The following is a 13,926-nucleotide window of genomic DNA, read 5'->3' on the forward strand; positions in this document are numbered from 1 at the left end:
AGTCATACCACCACGCGGCATAGTGGGTGTTCTTTGGATGATGCCTATTCACATCTTCGGCCCCGTCATCCCATCACACCGGGCCGCGTTCGCCCAATTTGACCTTGGCACTGTGAACCGCGGCACGTGCGCTGGTCAACGCCGCATCTGTTTGCGCATTCTTGACCGCACGACGGGCCGTCATCAGTTCCTTGACGTATTGTGCCCGCACATCTTCTGGCAAAGCCGGGTTACTACAACGCCACAGCCGGTCGTTGACCAGAAAATAGCGTCCATCAGGCGTCGTGGGATATGATTTGCGCGCTGTCATACCGTGCAGAAATGGGTGTCTTCATCTGCGACTGGCGCATTGCCGAAATCGGATTGGTCGGGAATGCGGCCAAAAGCGATCTTGGCGCCCAGATATCCCCCCGGCACCGCGTCTTGACCGCCTAGTGATATTGCCTCTGGTCCGTGTTGCTGGCGCAATGTGTCCATCAGATCGCTGACCGCCTCCCAGCGGGAGATGTTGATTTGTTCTGGCGCGGTCGGGGTCAGAAACAGATCGTTTGTCATCTGCTCGTTTGCGATCAGACCATGCAGCATCACACTGACCGATCTAGGAGGAAAACCAACCGCGCGTTGCGCCGCGTCCAGACCCTGCGCCAAAGTTGCCAAAACCGTGTGATCATCCCGCGTGGGCAGAAAGTGCCCTTCCCAATCCCAGCGCAGATCATCTTTCCGGCTGCCGCTGCGCCCTCGATATCCGCCACCCTTAAAACCCAGCGTCAGCTTTGTCGCTCTGAGGTCAGCGCGGCGCAGGCGGCGTGCAGCCCCCAGTGCCAACTGCCGTGCACAGATTGTCACTTTTTGGGGCGTGCGCCAGTCGGCGGGCAACATGCGGCTATGGCCGAACATCCGCTTTTGTGTTGGCAGGCGTTCGGCATGTTGGCCGTGTAGTTCGTTCCAGAACCTTTCACCTTCCACACTGCGCCAGATCGCCCGCGCTTGCTTGGGGGCGAGGGCCCAGAGTGACTGAAAATCCGTGACACCCGCCGCCTGCAGCCGTTTTTCCATGCCGTCTGAAACACCTGGCAGATCATCCAGTGCGATATGAGCCAGAGATGCGGGTAAATCAGCCAGTTCGATTAACGCAAAACCATCAGGTTTATGCGCTTCGGCGCCAATCTTCGCCAGTAGTTCGGTTGGTGCGATCCCGATTGAGCAGGTCAATTCCGGGCTAAACGCGGCCGCGAGGGCGGCTTTAATCCGGTCTGCCAGCGCGCGACCCTCACGTGCTTCGCTGGGTAGCAGGTGGCAGACGACCTCATCAATGGATCTGACATGGGCAACCGGAACAACGGTGTTCACAACATCAACAATGCGGTTGTGCAGTCGAACATAGACATCATGGCGGGCAACCACAAAGATCATATCGGGCACGATACGCCGCGTATCTGCGATGCGCGCCATTGATTTGACACCCAGCGCTTTTGCTTCGCGGCTGATTGCAATGCAGCCAGTGTGCGGACTGTCCAAAGGTACGACCCCAACTGGCCGCCCGCGAAGGGCAGGGTTAAAGTGCTGCTCTGCGGTTGCAAAGAAGCTGTCAAAATCGAGATAAAGACGTGATATGTTGGTATCCGGGCACATGGTCTGGGAAGAATCGCTTTGTGATTGCAGCATGAGAACATAACAAGAACATAACTGTGATGCAAAGCCTGCCTTGTTGATCTAGCCGTCTAAAAACAGCGATTTGCGTTGCAAATTCTAATTCACACGGACGCAACGCTCTAATGCTTGCAGCAACGTTGTTGGATGCGACGGTTTCGACACCACCTCGATCTTAAGCGTTTCACCGGTTTTGCTGAGTTGTTCGGCGTTACCCGAATGTAAAATCATCGGAATGCCATATCTCTTAAGCTGCTGAATTATTGGTTCGCATGTCCCATCCAGCAATCTGTAATCCAGTACCGCTCCGTCAAAGCCGTCATCCGCTGGGCACTGTTCAATTTTCGAAAGCGTTTCTGCAATGCTGCGGTAGGGGCCTTCCACACTTGCTCCTGCCTCTTCCAGCGTCAACAAGATATCGAGACCGATAAGTGGTTCATCCTCTACCACGAGAATACATTTGTTGCGCAGCATTATGCCACTTCCTTTGATTGGTTGCGAAGACGAAGAAGTTCGACCTGTATAAGACCAACCTTGCAAACCGGTAAAAGTTGCCACGCAACGCAATCTTTCGTGTACTGCTGTTGTTGAAAGGCGTCTTTCGCAGCTGTCTCGCTGAATGATCGCGAAAGATGGCCCATGAAAATTGACACTGGCGACGGGGTATCGCTAGCAGCTGGGACAAAAGACCTATGCTCATGTGTGCAATGGACAAAGACACCGATATCTTATCCGGCATAGACGCGTTAAACACGGGATGCTTTTGTGATGCTTCCGTATATATGTGAACAAATATGACCGACTTCAAAGATCAATTCGTTCAGGCTGGTGGCTTCAAGACGCGCTACTGGCGTATTGGTCAGAGCGACATTCCTTTGGTGATGTTGCACGGGCTAGGCGGCACAATCGAAGATTGGGTTGGCACGCTTACCCCGCTTAGTGCGCATCGACAGGTTATAGCGATTGACCTGCTTGGCAGTGGAAAGTCAGACAAGCCCAGCGACTGTCGTTATTCACTCGATATCATGCGCGATCATATTGTTGCGACGCTGGATGCGCTGGAACTCGAAAAGATTGACCTGAACGGCTGGAGCTTGGGTGCGCGCATCGCTTTGGACATTGCGTCGTTGGTGCCAGACCGCATCAATCGGCTTGTTTTGACAGCGCCAGCGGGTATTGGACCCGATACGATACTGGATCTGACTGCCCCAGCGCATGAAATACTTATCCAGCTTGCGACGCGACCAACGGCATCGGCGGTGCGGCTGATCGACAATGTGATAAAAAGCGATAGCGGTTTCAGAATGCTACAGTTCTCTAAGCGACGGTTGCAGCTTGTTGCCGACGCTCGTTCGCGTGCCGCATTCATGTGTCAATTAAGAAGTCTTGTAGGCCCGTCTGGTTACTTGTCAGGACCTCGCGAGGATATCCTGTCGAAGCTTCCGCAAATCGCGGTTCCAACTTCGGCGATCTGGGGGCGCGAAGACCATTTAGCACCCTCCAGCCATGCCGAGATTTTAGCACGACTGATGCCCAACTGCGACGTACATTTTATTGAAGACTGCGGTCATACCCCTCATATTGAGTGGCCTGATAAGTACAACGCAATTCTATCCGGGTTTTTGGAATGACAAAGGGGCTTTTAACAAGCCCCTTTGCACTAAGACAGTGATCGCGATGGTTTAGTTCCACCAACCTTCGTCGACGGATTCCATCTCTTCCAACTGCTCTTCAGTTTTCCGTGTCACGATAACGTAGGTTTTGTCATCAACCGGTGTCAGACGAATATCATCAACTGGAATCAAGACATGCTTATCGCCAATGTCGAGAAAGCCACCGACCTCTGCCACAATCCCAATCATGTTGCCGTCACGATCCAGAATGATGTCTTCGATTTCGCCAATGTCGTTCCAATCAGGTCCAACGCCATCGGCCTCCCAGTTGCCCCAGGTATCGTCATCCAGCGGGCCGTTCAGCGTATAAACATCACCACCGGTAATATCGCGTGTACGGATCAGGTTTTCAGTATCCATTGAAGACTGCGCAAGCACCGGTGCGGCTACTACGCTGGCGGCAAGCGCCATAAGGCTAAAACGTTTCATTTTGTGTTCCTTTGCTAAGCAATTGAGGAGCCGACGATCATGTCAGCACCCTGTATGGGCTTAGCGTGGCTGATCGCTTTGCAGGTAGCCAGCGGTCGGCGCTGTCAATCATGCCAAACACTAAACCAGAACAGGTTTTTAGTTGGAAAGGTGTCAGGTCTCGCTTCATCCGCTGCTTCAATAACGCCGAGACTGTTTGGTTTCCCGGTTTGAGGAAAGGGCTGTCAAGTAATGCCGGTCGCCGGTCGCGTTTTTCAGTTGGCATGCAAAACATCATCACCTACGTGCGCGCGACGATGTCATTGCATGCATCAAACCAGACGTGTACCCAAGAACAATTAGTAGAATATTGCACCAAGAGTAATTGTTTAAAGTCACCTGAAAAACCCTATCGAATGATGGGATAATAACAGACAGGACAACACAGACAGGGTTCATGATGACCCACCCCGATTGATGATTGTCCTAAGAGACACGCCCATGCGCTGCACGGCAGGAAAGTTGCGACGCCCAAACTTAATTTATGTTAATAATGCTTATGAATGACGACTATCAAAGCTGCCTTAGCAGCCGACTGTCCCGCTTTGTATCTTTGACACAAGCAGAATGTGGCTTCATCCAGGAAATGGAAAAGGACGAACACCAGCGGCGCAAAGGGCGACCGGTAATCAGCGTGGGTGATGCCACCGAGGGGATTATGGTCCTAAAAGCCGGGTGGGCTGTCGTGAAAGCAGACAGTGCTGATGGCCGCAGCCAAATCCTGCGTGTCTATTTGCCAGGTGAGGTTATGGGCCTTGCAGAAATCGGCTCATCTCATGCCAATCACAGGGTCATTATGCAGACTGACGGCACGATATGTCCCTTTCCGCGCCGGGGCTTGGCACCGCTCTTTATCGACTACCCAAGATTGGGCGCGCTTCTGACCGCACTTGGCAGTCTTGATCAGATTGCGCTACGCCATCATGCAAGTAGCCTCGGATCGATGGATGCCTCTAACAAGCTCAAATTTTGGCTCCTGCAACTGCGGTCGCGTCTTGAAGTGGCAAATGTGGGCCTTGGAAATCGGTTTCGTGTGCCTTTTAGCCAAGTGGAGATTGGGCAAGCGGTCGGGCTGACGTCGATCTATGTGAACAAACTTTTGCGGAAGTTCGTTGATAATGGCGACATCGAGATTGAGCGCCCTTACTTTCGCCTGCTGAAACGTGATGAATGGGAAAAAGACTGCGAGTTCGTAAACGCCTTTCATGATATGGATACGTCATGGTTTCCATCAGCGATCGGCGAAGGAACAACCGGCAGTGCTGATCTATCTGCTCCGTTGCGCGCCTAAGCTGACGTATCCCTGTTCATGCGTCCGGTTGCCAGCAAGTTCATTGTGCGATCACCCTCGTAAGATGCATTGAGACATTTGGTCAACGCAGTCAGATCATCATCTAACTCTAGTTGGTCTGCAAACGCCGCAAGACAGCCATAGCCGGCAATCGCATAGTGCATCAGGCGCTGATATTGGGTGATAATCATTGCGTCTTTTGTTGCATATTCGCCGAATAACTGTTCCAGCGCGTGCGCGCGTGCCTCGCTCACCAGACCTTCCATGCCTTTGCACACGTCACCCTCGACATTCTCATCATGGCGATCCGCAATCTCTTCAAGTGCCGCAATCGTATCTTTGACACCGGCGACACCCGCTTTCAACGCATTGCCCAGATTGTTGTCGGTGGCGGCGTTTACCATCTCACTGGTGACGTCCAAGGCCTGTTTGTTTGCGCTGTAAATATCCTTGAGTTGCTCAACGTACAGGTCTTCCAATGTGTCGAGGCGCATTATCAATCCTTTCAAGATGTACCTTAACGCTAACCCAGATCAGTCAAACGAAAAGGCATCATCCAAGAATGAGGGGTGATTTGTGGGGCTACGCTAAACCAGATTAGTATCTGCGGTCCCCGTCCGCCGCCGCGGGTTCATATGGTCATCCGTTCAAGGGTATGGCGCATGGACGCAAAGCCGAAACGCCCGCCGGCGTTCCGGCAGCAGGCTGGTAAAATATGATATTTCGTTTCAAGAATGACATCACCAAAGATCGCACGGGGTGCGTTGCTGCGGGTGTTGTGGTCCATGGGTCGCTGGCATTGTGTCCTATTATGGTCGGACAGACTGTAATGAGCGGCTTTCTTGCGTTCACAATCTTTGGGCTTGCGGTGCTGTATCGTTACGCGCCATCAAGAGGCACGCCTGAATGGGAAGGGGCCTTACCGGGTGCAGTAATTGTGGCCCACGCGCATGTTGATACGGCGCAAGAACGATGTCTACTGGCGGGGCAATACGATGCCCCAAAAGCGGATACGCTAGGTGAGGCAGCTAACAAGAAATGATAGGATCAATCGAATGTTGAATGCTGTGTTTTGGTCCTTTGCAATTGCCATCGTCGTCGTAACGCTATTGCCGTTCACCAACAGCGTGCAGTGGTGGATACGCATGTGGGATTTCCCGCGGTTGCATATCGCCATAATCGCGCTGACCGTTGTCGCGTTGGCCGTTCCATTGGCAATATCTTATAAGCCGTTATTCTTAGGCATGGTTTGCGCTGCGTTCGTTTATCAGGCGATCCAGATATTCCCCTACACGCCTTTCGCTCCCAAAGAGATCGCACTATCCGCCGCACCATCCGCGTCTGATGAAGTAACATCTATGGCGGTGAACGTTTTGATGGAAAATACGCGCTATGATGATTTGATCAATATCATTGAACGCGAAGACCCTGATGTGCTTTTGCTGATGGAAACCGATGCTTTATGGGCGGAGGCGTTGGAAAGTACATTGGCGCGCTACGCCACCGTTAAATCCTATATTGAAGATGATCATTATGGAATGATCTTTGCGACGCGGTTGGATGTTGTCAGTACGGAATTCATTTGGCCCATTGATGACGATACGCCTGCTGTGAAGGCAATCTTGCGCGCCCCTAATGGCCCCGAATTCAACTTTATAGGGCTACATCCGCGCCCGCCAGTACCGGGTAACGACACTGAAACACGCGACCGGCAAATCAAGAATGCAGCGCTGATGACATCGTCCATGGATCGTCCGACGATTTGTATGGGTGATTTCAACGATGTGTCGTGGTCATGGACCACCAAGCGCTTCAAGGAATACGGCAATTTTCGAGAGCCAAGAATTGGGCGCGGCATGATATCAAGCTTTCATGCGGATTATCCGTTCATGCGCCTGCCAATTGACCAGCTGTTCGTGACCGAGAATGTCGGGCTCGTCTCGTTTGCGCGGCTAGAGAATTTTGGATCGGATCATTTTCCGATGATTGCCACGATTTTCCTCAAAGAGGATGGAGCTGGTATCGATGGAGAATGAAACCGAAAAAACTGCGCCGGATTCAGAGTTTTCATCGCATGCGGCAAGTTGGAAGCGGCTAGAAATACCCATTATCGGTATTTTTTGCCTGCTGATGTTGCAGGCAATGATTGCTGCCAGCGATTTTCTGGTGCCGGTGATTACAGCCTTTCTTGGATATTTTGTGTTGAACAGACCACGCCGCTGGCTTGGCCAACTTGGCATCCCGCCAGTCATTTCAGCAGCACTTTTTACAACGATCCTGACGCTTTTAATCGTCGTTCTACTGGTTCAGTTGAGCAGCCCTGCCGCGCAATTCATTGAAGATCTACCAAGCCTCATGGCTGAGATACAAGAAAAGCTGGCATCCGCAGGCGGCGCATTGGAAGCGATCAACGAAGCCTCAGAGGCCGCAGAAGAAATGATGTCTGATAAAGCGGCGGAGACAGTCGCTGTCGAGGTTGTATCAGACACCGGCATTGTTGCGACAATCTTTAGCATGGCACCGGGATTCCTGAGCCGCATCATGTTTGCGCTCGTGCTACTGTTCTTTCTTGTCGCCTCGGGCGACATGTTTTTAACAAAGACTGTACAAAGCCTGAATAAGTTCAGCGACAAGAAAAAGGCAGTCGAAGTTCTTCACACCATCGAAGACCGCCTTGGTTATTACCTTGGCGGGATCGCAATCATCAACGCCGGTTTAGGGGTCGCAGTGGCCGTGGCGATGACATTATGGGGGCTGCCGAGCGCGATTATTCTGGGCTTCATGGCGTTTGGCCTAAATTTTGTGCCGTTTGTTGGTGGGCTTATTGGCGCGATGATTGCAGCGGCAGTGGCTTTTGTCAGCTTGGATGGAACTTGGACTGCTATGGGCGTTTTTGCCACATACATCATGCTTACCTCAATTGAGGGCCAATTCATCACACCGCTCGCAATTTCGCGTCGGATGAGACTGAATACAACTGTCGTTTTCTTGTCAGTTGCGTTCTTTGCATGGATTTGGTCGGTTATGGGGATGGTCGTGGCATTGCCGGTCTTGATCGTGGTCAAGATCGTTTGTGATGAAACAGGAACATTTCAAACCCTTGCAAGGTTTCTTGGTGATAATGACCGTGCCAGCACTGCTGTGGAAAGCTAGTTTCTGACGGAAGGGGCAATTGCGGCTGTTACCGAATTGCCCCCACAGCCTATGTTTTGCGCCGAATAAACCGGCCCAGAAAGATAAGAAGGCATGCGCCAATTATCGCGACAACCAACTGACCGATCCAACCGCCCAGCGTTGTGCCTATGATTGCGATCAGTAGCCAATTCATAACCAACGCGCCAACGATACCAAGCACGATGTTCAACAGCAGACCTTGATCCGATTTCATAATTTTTTCGGCAACCCAGCCAGCAAGCGCGCCAAGGATGATTGCACCAATCCAACCTATTCCAGTCATCTGAATTCCTTTAATTTACTTTAGGTGAAAGCCAAGAATGGGCGAAGCCGCGTGACCACGGGGACAGTACGTCACGAAACTTCGCCCACAGTGCCATAGCTCGGGTACTGCTATGACATTTCCCGCTTAGTCGAGACCAAGCTGTTCTGCCAAACGCACACCAGGTTCCAGGATGCGCACTTCGCTTTCGTTGTACTCAGGCATGTTCTCAAGCTGCGTTTGCGTGACCTGAGGGACGATCAACTCATTACGACGCACGATCAGCTTTTCAAGTGGCACGGCCACTTCGTTTTCGCCCATGCCCAAGAAACCACCAACACCTACGATGGCGACCAGGGTCTGACCGCGCATACCGACAAAGTCGACTTCGCCAACATCTTCGCCGGTTTCTGTGGCGACGCTGCGACCAATCAGATCCTCAGCGTTTTGGTCAAAGATCGGCAACATACGCACCGCTTCTTGGTAACGCGCGCGATCTTCGTCTGCCATGTTGCCCTGCGCATCAGCATTGAAGTCTTCCAGAACGACACGAGCCTGCATCTGTTCAACCGTCACATCGGCTTCACCACCGTCAACAACGTTGACTTCAGGCTCTTCGCTGGTGACAGAAATATTTGCGCTGTCGCCTTGCTCAACATTCACAAGCGCGTCTTCCTGCGTCACATTGATTTCAGCATTCTCGGCACTGGTCATGTTGACTTGTGCTTCACCTTGCTCAAATTCGACCCGCGGTTGCGCCTCTTGAATTGTGATCTTTGGCTCTGGACGGATGAAACGCACGACGGGCTCTGGCTGGTCCAGATCGATAATCGGCTCGCCTGTCTCAACATCAACAACCGGGTTTGGCACCATAACCGTGACAACAGGTTCAGGAATAACAACTGTGATCTGCGGCTGCGCCTGTTCAACAGTGATAATGGGTGCCTGCTGGCGTACGCGCACAGTTGGTTCAGGCACTACGACAGTAATCTCTGGCTGCGGCTGTTGTACGGTGACGACAGGTTGGCCTTGTGTCACTTCGACGTTCGGATCAGGAACAACCACATTAACTGTCGCGTCTTCTTGTTCGACCACAACTTGACCACCCTGAACCGGCACAGCCGTTTCATTGGTATCAGTTGTCGTTTGCGCAAATGCGCTGCCAGCAACGACTGCGCTAAGCGCGACAGTGCTAAGTAGTATTTTCATAGTTGAGTTCATTTTCTCTTTCCTTCGTCGTCCCAGCAGAGCCGCAACACACAGGTGTGCGGCAATCGTTAACAATGCCGGTTTTGGTTACATTTCGCGAAGTGTGGGTCAGAGGATTTTGGCCATGCGACATTCACTTGCGGTGGCCCAGATTGGCGGTGTCGCCAGTCTTTCAAGCTGCTTTAAATATATCAGGCTCACCGCCGCATAAGGCGGTGTTTGCATTAAACCAGAACAAGATTTGGACCTTTATTTGCGGCAAATTCGCCCTCAGCCGGGTGCAGCCGCGCGGCGAACTACAGCGTCATCCAAGTGCTTGCCATGCATCACCAGAACATCGCCCGTTAAGCCATGATCTGAAGGCAGATTCCGCGTTTCGGCCTCTGGTCATTTTCGGTGATATGCGTGCTAGGCCGCGCGTTTACCATTCCGCATCAAGAATACCGCTTTATTCGGTCGCGCCTAATCAACAGCAACGACCGCGGGCAGGTTAGGCGGCCTCGGCGGGTTGCGCATCGGGGAAGATGGGTGTTTTGCGGTCGTTGGCCAGCTTGGCACCTTTTGCAATAATCCTTTCGCGCGCGATGCAGGCCACATCCCAAGAGGTATTGGGATCTGCGCAGGGCAGGGCGAACCAAACGTCTTTACCAAACACATCCTGATCCGCGACACGCACTTTGACATTGTCCAGATCACCCAGTTCGTCTTGATCAAGCTCTTCGATCACATCGTTAAAGATCCGGCGCAGCGCTTCAATGTCTGCCTCATGCGCGCATTTGATCTTGATGATCCGCTTCATCGCGGGTTCTTTCATCGTCCAGTTTTCAAACGGCGTTGATACAAATTCTTCAACCGGGACCACCAAACGCGTGCCGTCCCAATCGCGCAGTTGAACATAGGTGAAATTGATACGTTCTACATGACACAGATAGTCTTTATAAACGATGCGATCACCAATCTTGGCCGATCCGTTTAGCGCAATTTGCAAAGAAGCCATGATATTACCAAGCACCCGTCTTGCGGCAAAGCCAAGAACCAGCGTCAGCGCACCAGCAGTACCCAATAGTGTTAAACCAAGGTTCTGAAAAATACTTGTTTGGCTTAGAAACACGCCGCCGCCGATAAATACAACGATGACGATAAAAGCACGCCGAGCGGCTGCAATCCGCGTGGCGACCGTGCGCGTGTGTTCTTCTTGGCGTTGCGTCAGATCCGTATCTTCAAGGTCGACCAGTTGATCAAGTATGGCTTCGACCGCATTGACAACAAGCCAAAGACCGGAAGCCATCAACCCGATCCACGCGACAGGCGCGAGCCATGTCGTGATCTGGCCTGAAAATACAAACAGGTTTGCACCCACATACAGCGCAAAGCCGGTACTGGCACCTGTTGCAGCCGGACCTCTGACCGCATTCAAGACATTCCTTGAGATACGCCTTTTGGCCTTTTGCGATAACGCACCAAGACTATTCCAGACCAAATATCCGATCAGGGCAGATACAAGAAGAAGTATTGGAAGCCCCGCAACCTCCCACCACATAAGGCCGAATATGGCGTTTTGCTTAAGTGCATCTGGCAGCCAGCGTTCCAGCGGACTGGGACCGTAGCGTTCGTAAAGTGCCGGAATGTCCGCGACGGTTTGTGGTGCGAAAACCCAAACGGCATCATTTTCACCGGGCTTTACACGGTTCAGACGGATTGCCGTTGGGTGATCTTCAAGTTCGAGCGTCCACAACAGTATGGATTTACGCGCCTGACCGGCCATACGGTCTTCTGATGGTCCCCGCGCATCCAACCCATCTGGGCGGTCAACAATGTTGTTCCAATCAATGATTGTTTTGCGGGCGATAATGGTTTCGAGCTGGCGAATAAGCTTTGGACCGTCCACAGCCTGTTGATCATTAGGAAGCGCATTGAGGTTCAGCAGATGCGCCGCCGCTGACCGGTCATCGTTTCGCGCCGCAAAAATCAAAGATTCGATTGCCGCCCGTGGCGTGGTCTGGTCCAGCGTATCGGGCGCGGTATCCAGCCCATCGTTCAAACCATCAACGCAATACCAACGCTCTATGTCGCATGATTGCGCGGTGGCCGGTGAAGCGATCGCGACCAGTAGGACCAGCATTAAGCAGTTCAACAGACGATATAACATGACTGGTTACGCCGCGGCGGGCTGGGCCTCAACGAAATCCCACGCTTGTGCTATCTCGTCTGTATCAAACGCACGCGCGTCGACAGGGATAACCTTATCCATCAGGTCAATCATCTTTGCCGCTGACGCAGGAGCGCCGACCACCGCGTAACGCGCGACATGCGTCAAAGACCGGAAGCGAGATTTGATAACGTCAATATCTAAAACGCTGTCCCAATCGCTGCCGGTGAATTTAGTCATCTCCAGCAGCATGCTCACTTTCGGCTTCTTATCGAAGACATCGTTCATAAATTTTGCCAGCGCTTCTGCCGCGTCGTCGTCAATATGCCCGGTGATATGAAATGCAAAAACCGCGTCGTTATTCGTCGCAATTTGCTGGATAGGGCCATGGGAAAAACTGGTCACGATTGTCTCCTACACGCAATGTTATAGTGAGATAACTTCGTGCAAGCCGCAAAAGTTCCAAATGGGTCCCCACGTTTCACAGCTAACGCTGCCTTTTCGCGAAAAACTGAGCGCGCGTTGCGGGATTTACCTGAAAATGCGGCCCGCTATCCTGAGTGAGAACGCATACAGGATGGCGCACATAGGCCATTCATCAACGCGATGCCAACAAATCGTTGGCATCTTCTTCCAACTGGTCTTCATCGGTTTCGAGCGGAAGCAGATCGCTTTTCAAATCATCTTCTCCGGCGGTATGATCAGGCTCAATCGGGGGTGGCTTCGGCGTAGGTAATGCCGCGACAGATCCTGTTGATCCATCGACATGTTCGACCTGCGTTTGCACATTTACCCCTTCTGGGAAGATTACTTCACGTGCTTCGTCGGGCATTGAAATCCCGGCTTCGGTCAGGTCGGATTTAACCATACGCAGAAGCGCTGACTTCAACTTGATTGGCGACACCTCTAGCCCATCAAACCAAAAGTACGTTTTGATGTTGATGGTCGATGCACCCAGTTCGTCCACCAAAACCATCGGCGCAGGATCGGTCAGGACTGCGTCGTGGGACGCTAGACCTTTCATAATGACGTCTTGAGCCTGCGCGACGATGGCATCGTACCCTATCCCGACCGTGAACTCGCCACGGCGCTCTGGTGATGACGTAAAGTTCTCAATCACGCTTTTGAATATAATTGAATTGGGCACGTGGATAAGGTTTCCTTCAACCGAGGCTATGATTGTGCTGCGCGTATTCATACTCCGCACAGTGCCGGCAATTCCCACGACCTCAACAAAATCCCCCCGGCGAAAAGGGCGGCGTACACTCAATATCAGGCTGGACAGGAAATTTTCGGCAATATCGCGGAATGCAAAGCCCAAGACGATGCCAAGAACACCGGCACCACCAACAAGTGAAATCGCCAGTTGGGTCAAACCAGCGACCTGCAAAACGATGTACAGACCAAGAAGTAATACGGGAAACGCGATGGCACGCGCAACGACCGTGCGCAGGAATGGTGACTGGATACGAGTTGTGAGTGCTGCTTTTGCCATCCGTGATACCAGCCGTGCAGCGAACCATGCCAAAGGCAACACTAGGACCGCCAAGACGACCAGCGGCATAAGGGCCACGGCTTGACGTGCTAGTCGTTCAATCTCGTTGATTGCTGGATCAAACGACCAAACCACAGCGTCATCCACTGTCATGCGGTTCACAACTGCGACCACGCCGGTGGTTTTGGCCGCTAGCTGCCGCGCCCATTCTTTCCGGGCCTCTGTTTCTGCGATGCCATCCAAGAAAACGACACCTTCCTGTACCGAAACACTGACGTTTGAATACCAGGTTGTCGCATCCATGATATCCGAAATCCTGTTTTCGATCGCTGCGTCTGAACTGCTGGGATCCACCTCAACAGGCGTTTGCGGCGCAAGGATATCGGTGTTGTCAGTTTCGGTAGAAACTGTTTGGGCCTGCATGCTAAATGGCAGCATAATTGCGATAATACCGGCAAGCAGGATGGGGTGAAGGTGCTTTAAACGCATGCTCAAGATTGATTGCCTAACTGTGCGAGAGTTGATCAACGTGGGAGGTTAGAATGCATAGTTTTG

15 protein-coding genes are annotated in these 13,926 nt (G+C 52.3%); 5 read left to right on the top strand and 10 right to left on the bottom strand.

Translation table 11 applies throughout. The features are described from left to right. Positions 1–73: 73 nt before the first annotated feature. The 3 genes from RCCS2_RS11550 to RCCS2_RS11560 form a co-directional block, all read right to left on the bottom strand. Positions 74–310, bottom strand: coding sequence for a hypothetical protein (locus tag RCCS2_RS11550; RefSeq protein WP_008234396.1), 237 nt, complete (start codon positions 308–310; stop codon positions 74–76). Beyond that, positions 307–1,665 carry a Y-family DNA polymerase gene (locus RCCS2_RS11555; RefSeq protein WP_008234397.1) on the bottom strand — a complete coding sequence of 453 codons (1,359 nt, stop codon included), beginning with the start codon at positions 1,663–1,665 and terminating at the stop codon, positions 307–309. The genes RCCS2_RS11550 and RCCS2_RS11555 overlap by 4 nt, the downstream gene beginning before the upstream one ends. Before the next feature lie 84 nt (positions 1,666–1,749). Further along, positions 1,750–2,124, bottom strand: coding sequence for a response regulator receiver (locus RCCS2_RS11560; protein ID WP_008234398.1), 375 nt, complete (start codon positions 2,122–2,124; stop codon positions 1,750–1,752). A 320-nt stretch (positions 2,125–2,444) separates the two neighbouring features. Here RCCS2_RS11560 and RCCS2_RS11565 point away from each other — a divergent pair, with 320 nt between their 5' ends. Further along, complete coding sequence (locus tag RCCS2_RS11565) at positions 2,445–3,281, top strand: alpha/beta fold hydrolase (RefSeq protein WP_008234402.1); 837 nt, start codon at positions 2,445–2,447, stop codon at positions 3,279–3,281. Positions 3,282–3,332: 51 nt separating this feature from the next. Here RCCS2_RS11565 and RCCS2_RS11570 read toward each other — a convergent pair whose 3' ends face one another. Continuing rightward, positions 3,333–3,752: a PRC-barrel domain-containing protein gene (locus RCCS2_RS11570; RefSeq protein WP_037294072.1), complete on the bottom strand. Its 420-nt coding sequence runs from the start codon at positions 3,750–3,752 to the stop codon at positions 3,333–3,335. 532 nt (positions 3,753–4,284) lie between these two features. Here RCCS2_RS11570 and RCCS2_RS11575 point away from each other — a divergent pair. After that, a complete protein-coding gene (locus RCCS2_RS11575) occupies positions 4,285–5,082 on the top strand; it encodes a Crp/Fnr family transcriptional regulator (protein WP_008234404.1) in 798 nt (265 codons plus the stop codon). On the opposite strand, the gene RCCS2_RS11580 is transcribed toward RCCS2_RS11575, so the two are convergent. Further along, complete coding sequence (locus tag RCCS2_RS11580; RefSeq protein ID WP_008234405.1) at positions 5,079–5,576, bottom strand: ferritin-like domain-containing protein; 498 nt, start codon at positions 5,574–5,576, stop codon at positions 5,079–5,081. The two genes, RCCS2_RS11575 and RCCS2_RS11580, sit on opposite strands and share 4 nt — an antisense overlap. Positions 5,577–5,911: 335 nt before the next feature. Between RCCS2_RS11580 and RCCS2_RS11585 the strand changes: the two genes are divergently transcribed. Genes RCCS2_RS11585 through RCCS2_RS11595 form a run of 3 tightly spaced genes read left to right on the top strand, consistent with a single transcriptional unit; the run spans position 5,912 to position 8,235 of the window. Continuing rightward, the gene (locus RCCS2_RS11585; RefSeq protein WP_156788526.1) at positions 5,912–6,124 is read left to right on the top strand and encodes a hypothetical protein; all 213 of its coding nucleotides are present in this window, start codon (positions 5,912–5,914) and stop codon (positions 6,122–6,124) included. Between the two features lie 13 nt (positions 6,125–6,137). Further along, entirely contained in the window at positions 6,138–7,118 is a 981-nt protein-coding gene (locus RCCS2_RS11590) for an endonuclease/exonuclease/phosphatase family protein (RefSeq protein WP_008234408.1), read from the top strand. After that, positions 7,108–8,235 (top strand): AI-2E family transporter, encoded by a 1,128-nt coding sequence (locus RCCS2_RS11595; protein WP_037294073.1) that lies wholly within the window; start codon positions 7,108–7,110, stop codon positions 8,233–8,235. The genes RCCS2_RS11590 and RCCS2_RS11595 overlap by 11 nt, the downstream gene beginning before the upstream one ends. Before the next feature lie 49 nt (positions 8,236–8,284). On the opposite strand, the gene RCCS2_RS11600 is transcribed toward RCCS2_RS11595, so the two are convergent. The 5 genes from RCCS2_RS11600 to RCCS2_RS11620 all read right to left on the bottom strand — a co-directional run bounded on the left by RCCS2_RS11600 (position 8,285) and on the right by RCCS2_RS11620 (position 13,794). Beyond that, positions 8,285–8,539 (bottom strand): GlsB/YeaQ/YmgE family stress response membrane protein, encoded by a 255-nt coding sequence (locus RCCS2_RS11600; RefSeq protein ID WP_008234411.1) that lies wholly within the window; start codon positions 8,537–8,539, stop codon positions 8,285–8,287. A 126-nt stretch (positions 8,540–8,665) separates the two neighbouring features. Next, positions 8,666–9,727, bottom strand: a complete 1,062-nt coding sequence (locus tag RCCS2_RS11605; RefSeq protein WP_008234413.1) for a PRC-barrel domain-containing protein — start codon at positions 9,725–9,727, stop codon at positions 8,666–8,668. Between the two features lie 490 nt (positions 9,728–10,217). Continuing rightward, positions 10,218–11,876, bottom strand: a complete 1,659-nt coding sequence (locus tag RCCS2_RS11610; protein WP_156788527.1) for a mechanosensitive ion channel family protein — start codon at positions 11,874–11,876, stop codon at positions 10,218–10,220. Between the two features lie 6 nt (positions 11,877–11,882). Beyond that, complete coding sequence (locus RCCS2_RS11615; RefSeq protein WP_008234420.1) at positions 11,883–12,281, bottom strand: STAS/SEC14 domain-containing protein; 399 nt, start codon at positions 12,279–12,281, stop codon at positions 11,883–11,885. 193 nt (positions 12,282–12,474) lie between these two features. Beyond that, positions 12,475–13,794, bottom strand: coding sequence for a mechanosensitive ion channel family protein (locus RCCS2_RS11620; RefSeq protein WP_156788528.1), 1,320 nt, complete (start codon positions 13,792–13,794; stop codon positions 12,475–12,477). Between the last annotated feature and the right edge of the window lie 132 nt (positions 13,795–13,926).

This window comes from Roseobacter sp. CCS2 (assembly GCF_000169435.1).
Taxonomy (GTDB): domain Bacteria; phylum Pseudomonadota; class Alphaproteobacteria; order Rhodobacterales; family Rhodobacteraceae; genus Yoonia.

Coding starts and splice junctions, on each gene's coding strand:
- RCCS2_RS11550 (WP_008234396.1), bottom strand. CDS start 310: ATGACAGCGCGCAAATCATATCCCACGACGCCTGATGGACGCTATTTT.
- RCCS2_RS11555 (WP_008234397.1), bottom strand. CDS start 1,665: ATGCTGCAATCACAAAGCGATTCTTCCCAGACCATGTGCCCGGATACC.
- RCCS2_RS11560 (WP_008234398.1), bottom strand. CDS start 2,124: ATGCTGCGCAACAAATGTATTCTCGTGGTAGAGGATGAACCACTTATC.
- RCCS2_RS11565 (WP_008234402.1), top strand. CDS start 2,445: ATGACCGACTTCAAAGATCAATTCGTTCAGGCTGGTGGCTTCAAGACG.
- RCCS2_RS11570 (WP_037294072.1), bottom strand. CDS start 3,752: ATGAAACGTTTTAGCCTTATGGCGCTTGCCGCCAGCGTAGTAGCCGCA.
- RCCS2_RS11575 (WP_008234404.1), top strand. CDS start 4,285: ATGCTTATGAATGACGACTATCAAAGCTGCCTTAGCAGCCGACTGTCC.
- RCCS2_RS11580 (WP_008234405.1), bottom strand. CDS start 5,576: ATGCGCCTCGACACATTGGAAGACCTGTACGTTGAGCAACTCAAGGAT.
- RCCS2_RS11585 (WP_156788526.1), top strand. CDS start 5,912: ATGAGCGGCTTTCTTGCGTTCACAATCTTTGGGCTTGCGGTGCTGTAT.
- RCCS2_RS11590 (WP_008234408.1), top strand. CDS start 6,138: ATGTTGAATGCTGTGTTTTGGTCCTTTGCAATTGCCATCGTCGTCGTA.
- RCCS2_RS11595 (WP_037294073.1), top strand. CDS start 7,108: ATGGAGAATGAAACCGAAAAAACTGCGCCGGATTCAGAGTTTTCATCG.
- RCCS2_RS11600 (WP_008234411.1), bottom strand. CDS start 8,539: ATGACTGGAATAGGTTGGATTGGTGCAATCATCCTTGGCGCGCTTGCT.
- RCCS2_RS11605 (WP_008234413.1), bottom strand. CDS start 9,727: ATGAAAATACTACTTAGCACTGTCGCGCTTAGCGCAGTCGTTGCTGGC.
- RCCS2_RS11610 (WP_156788527.1), bottom strand. CDS start 11,876: ATGTTATATCGTCTGTTGAACTGCTTAATGCTGGTCCTACTGGTCGCG.
- RCCS2_RS11620 (WP_156788528.1), bottom strand. CDS start 13,794: ATGCAGGCCCAAACAGTTTCTACCGAAACTGACAACACCGATATCCTT.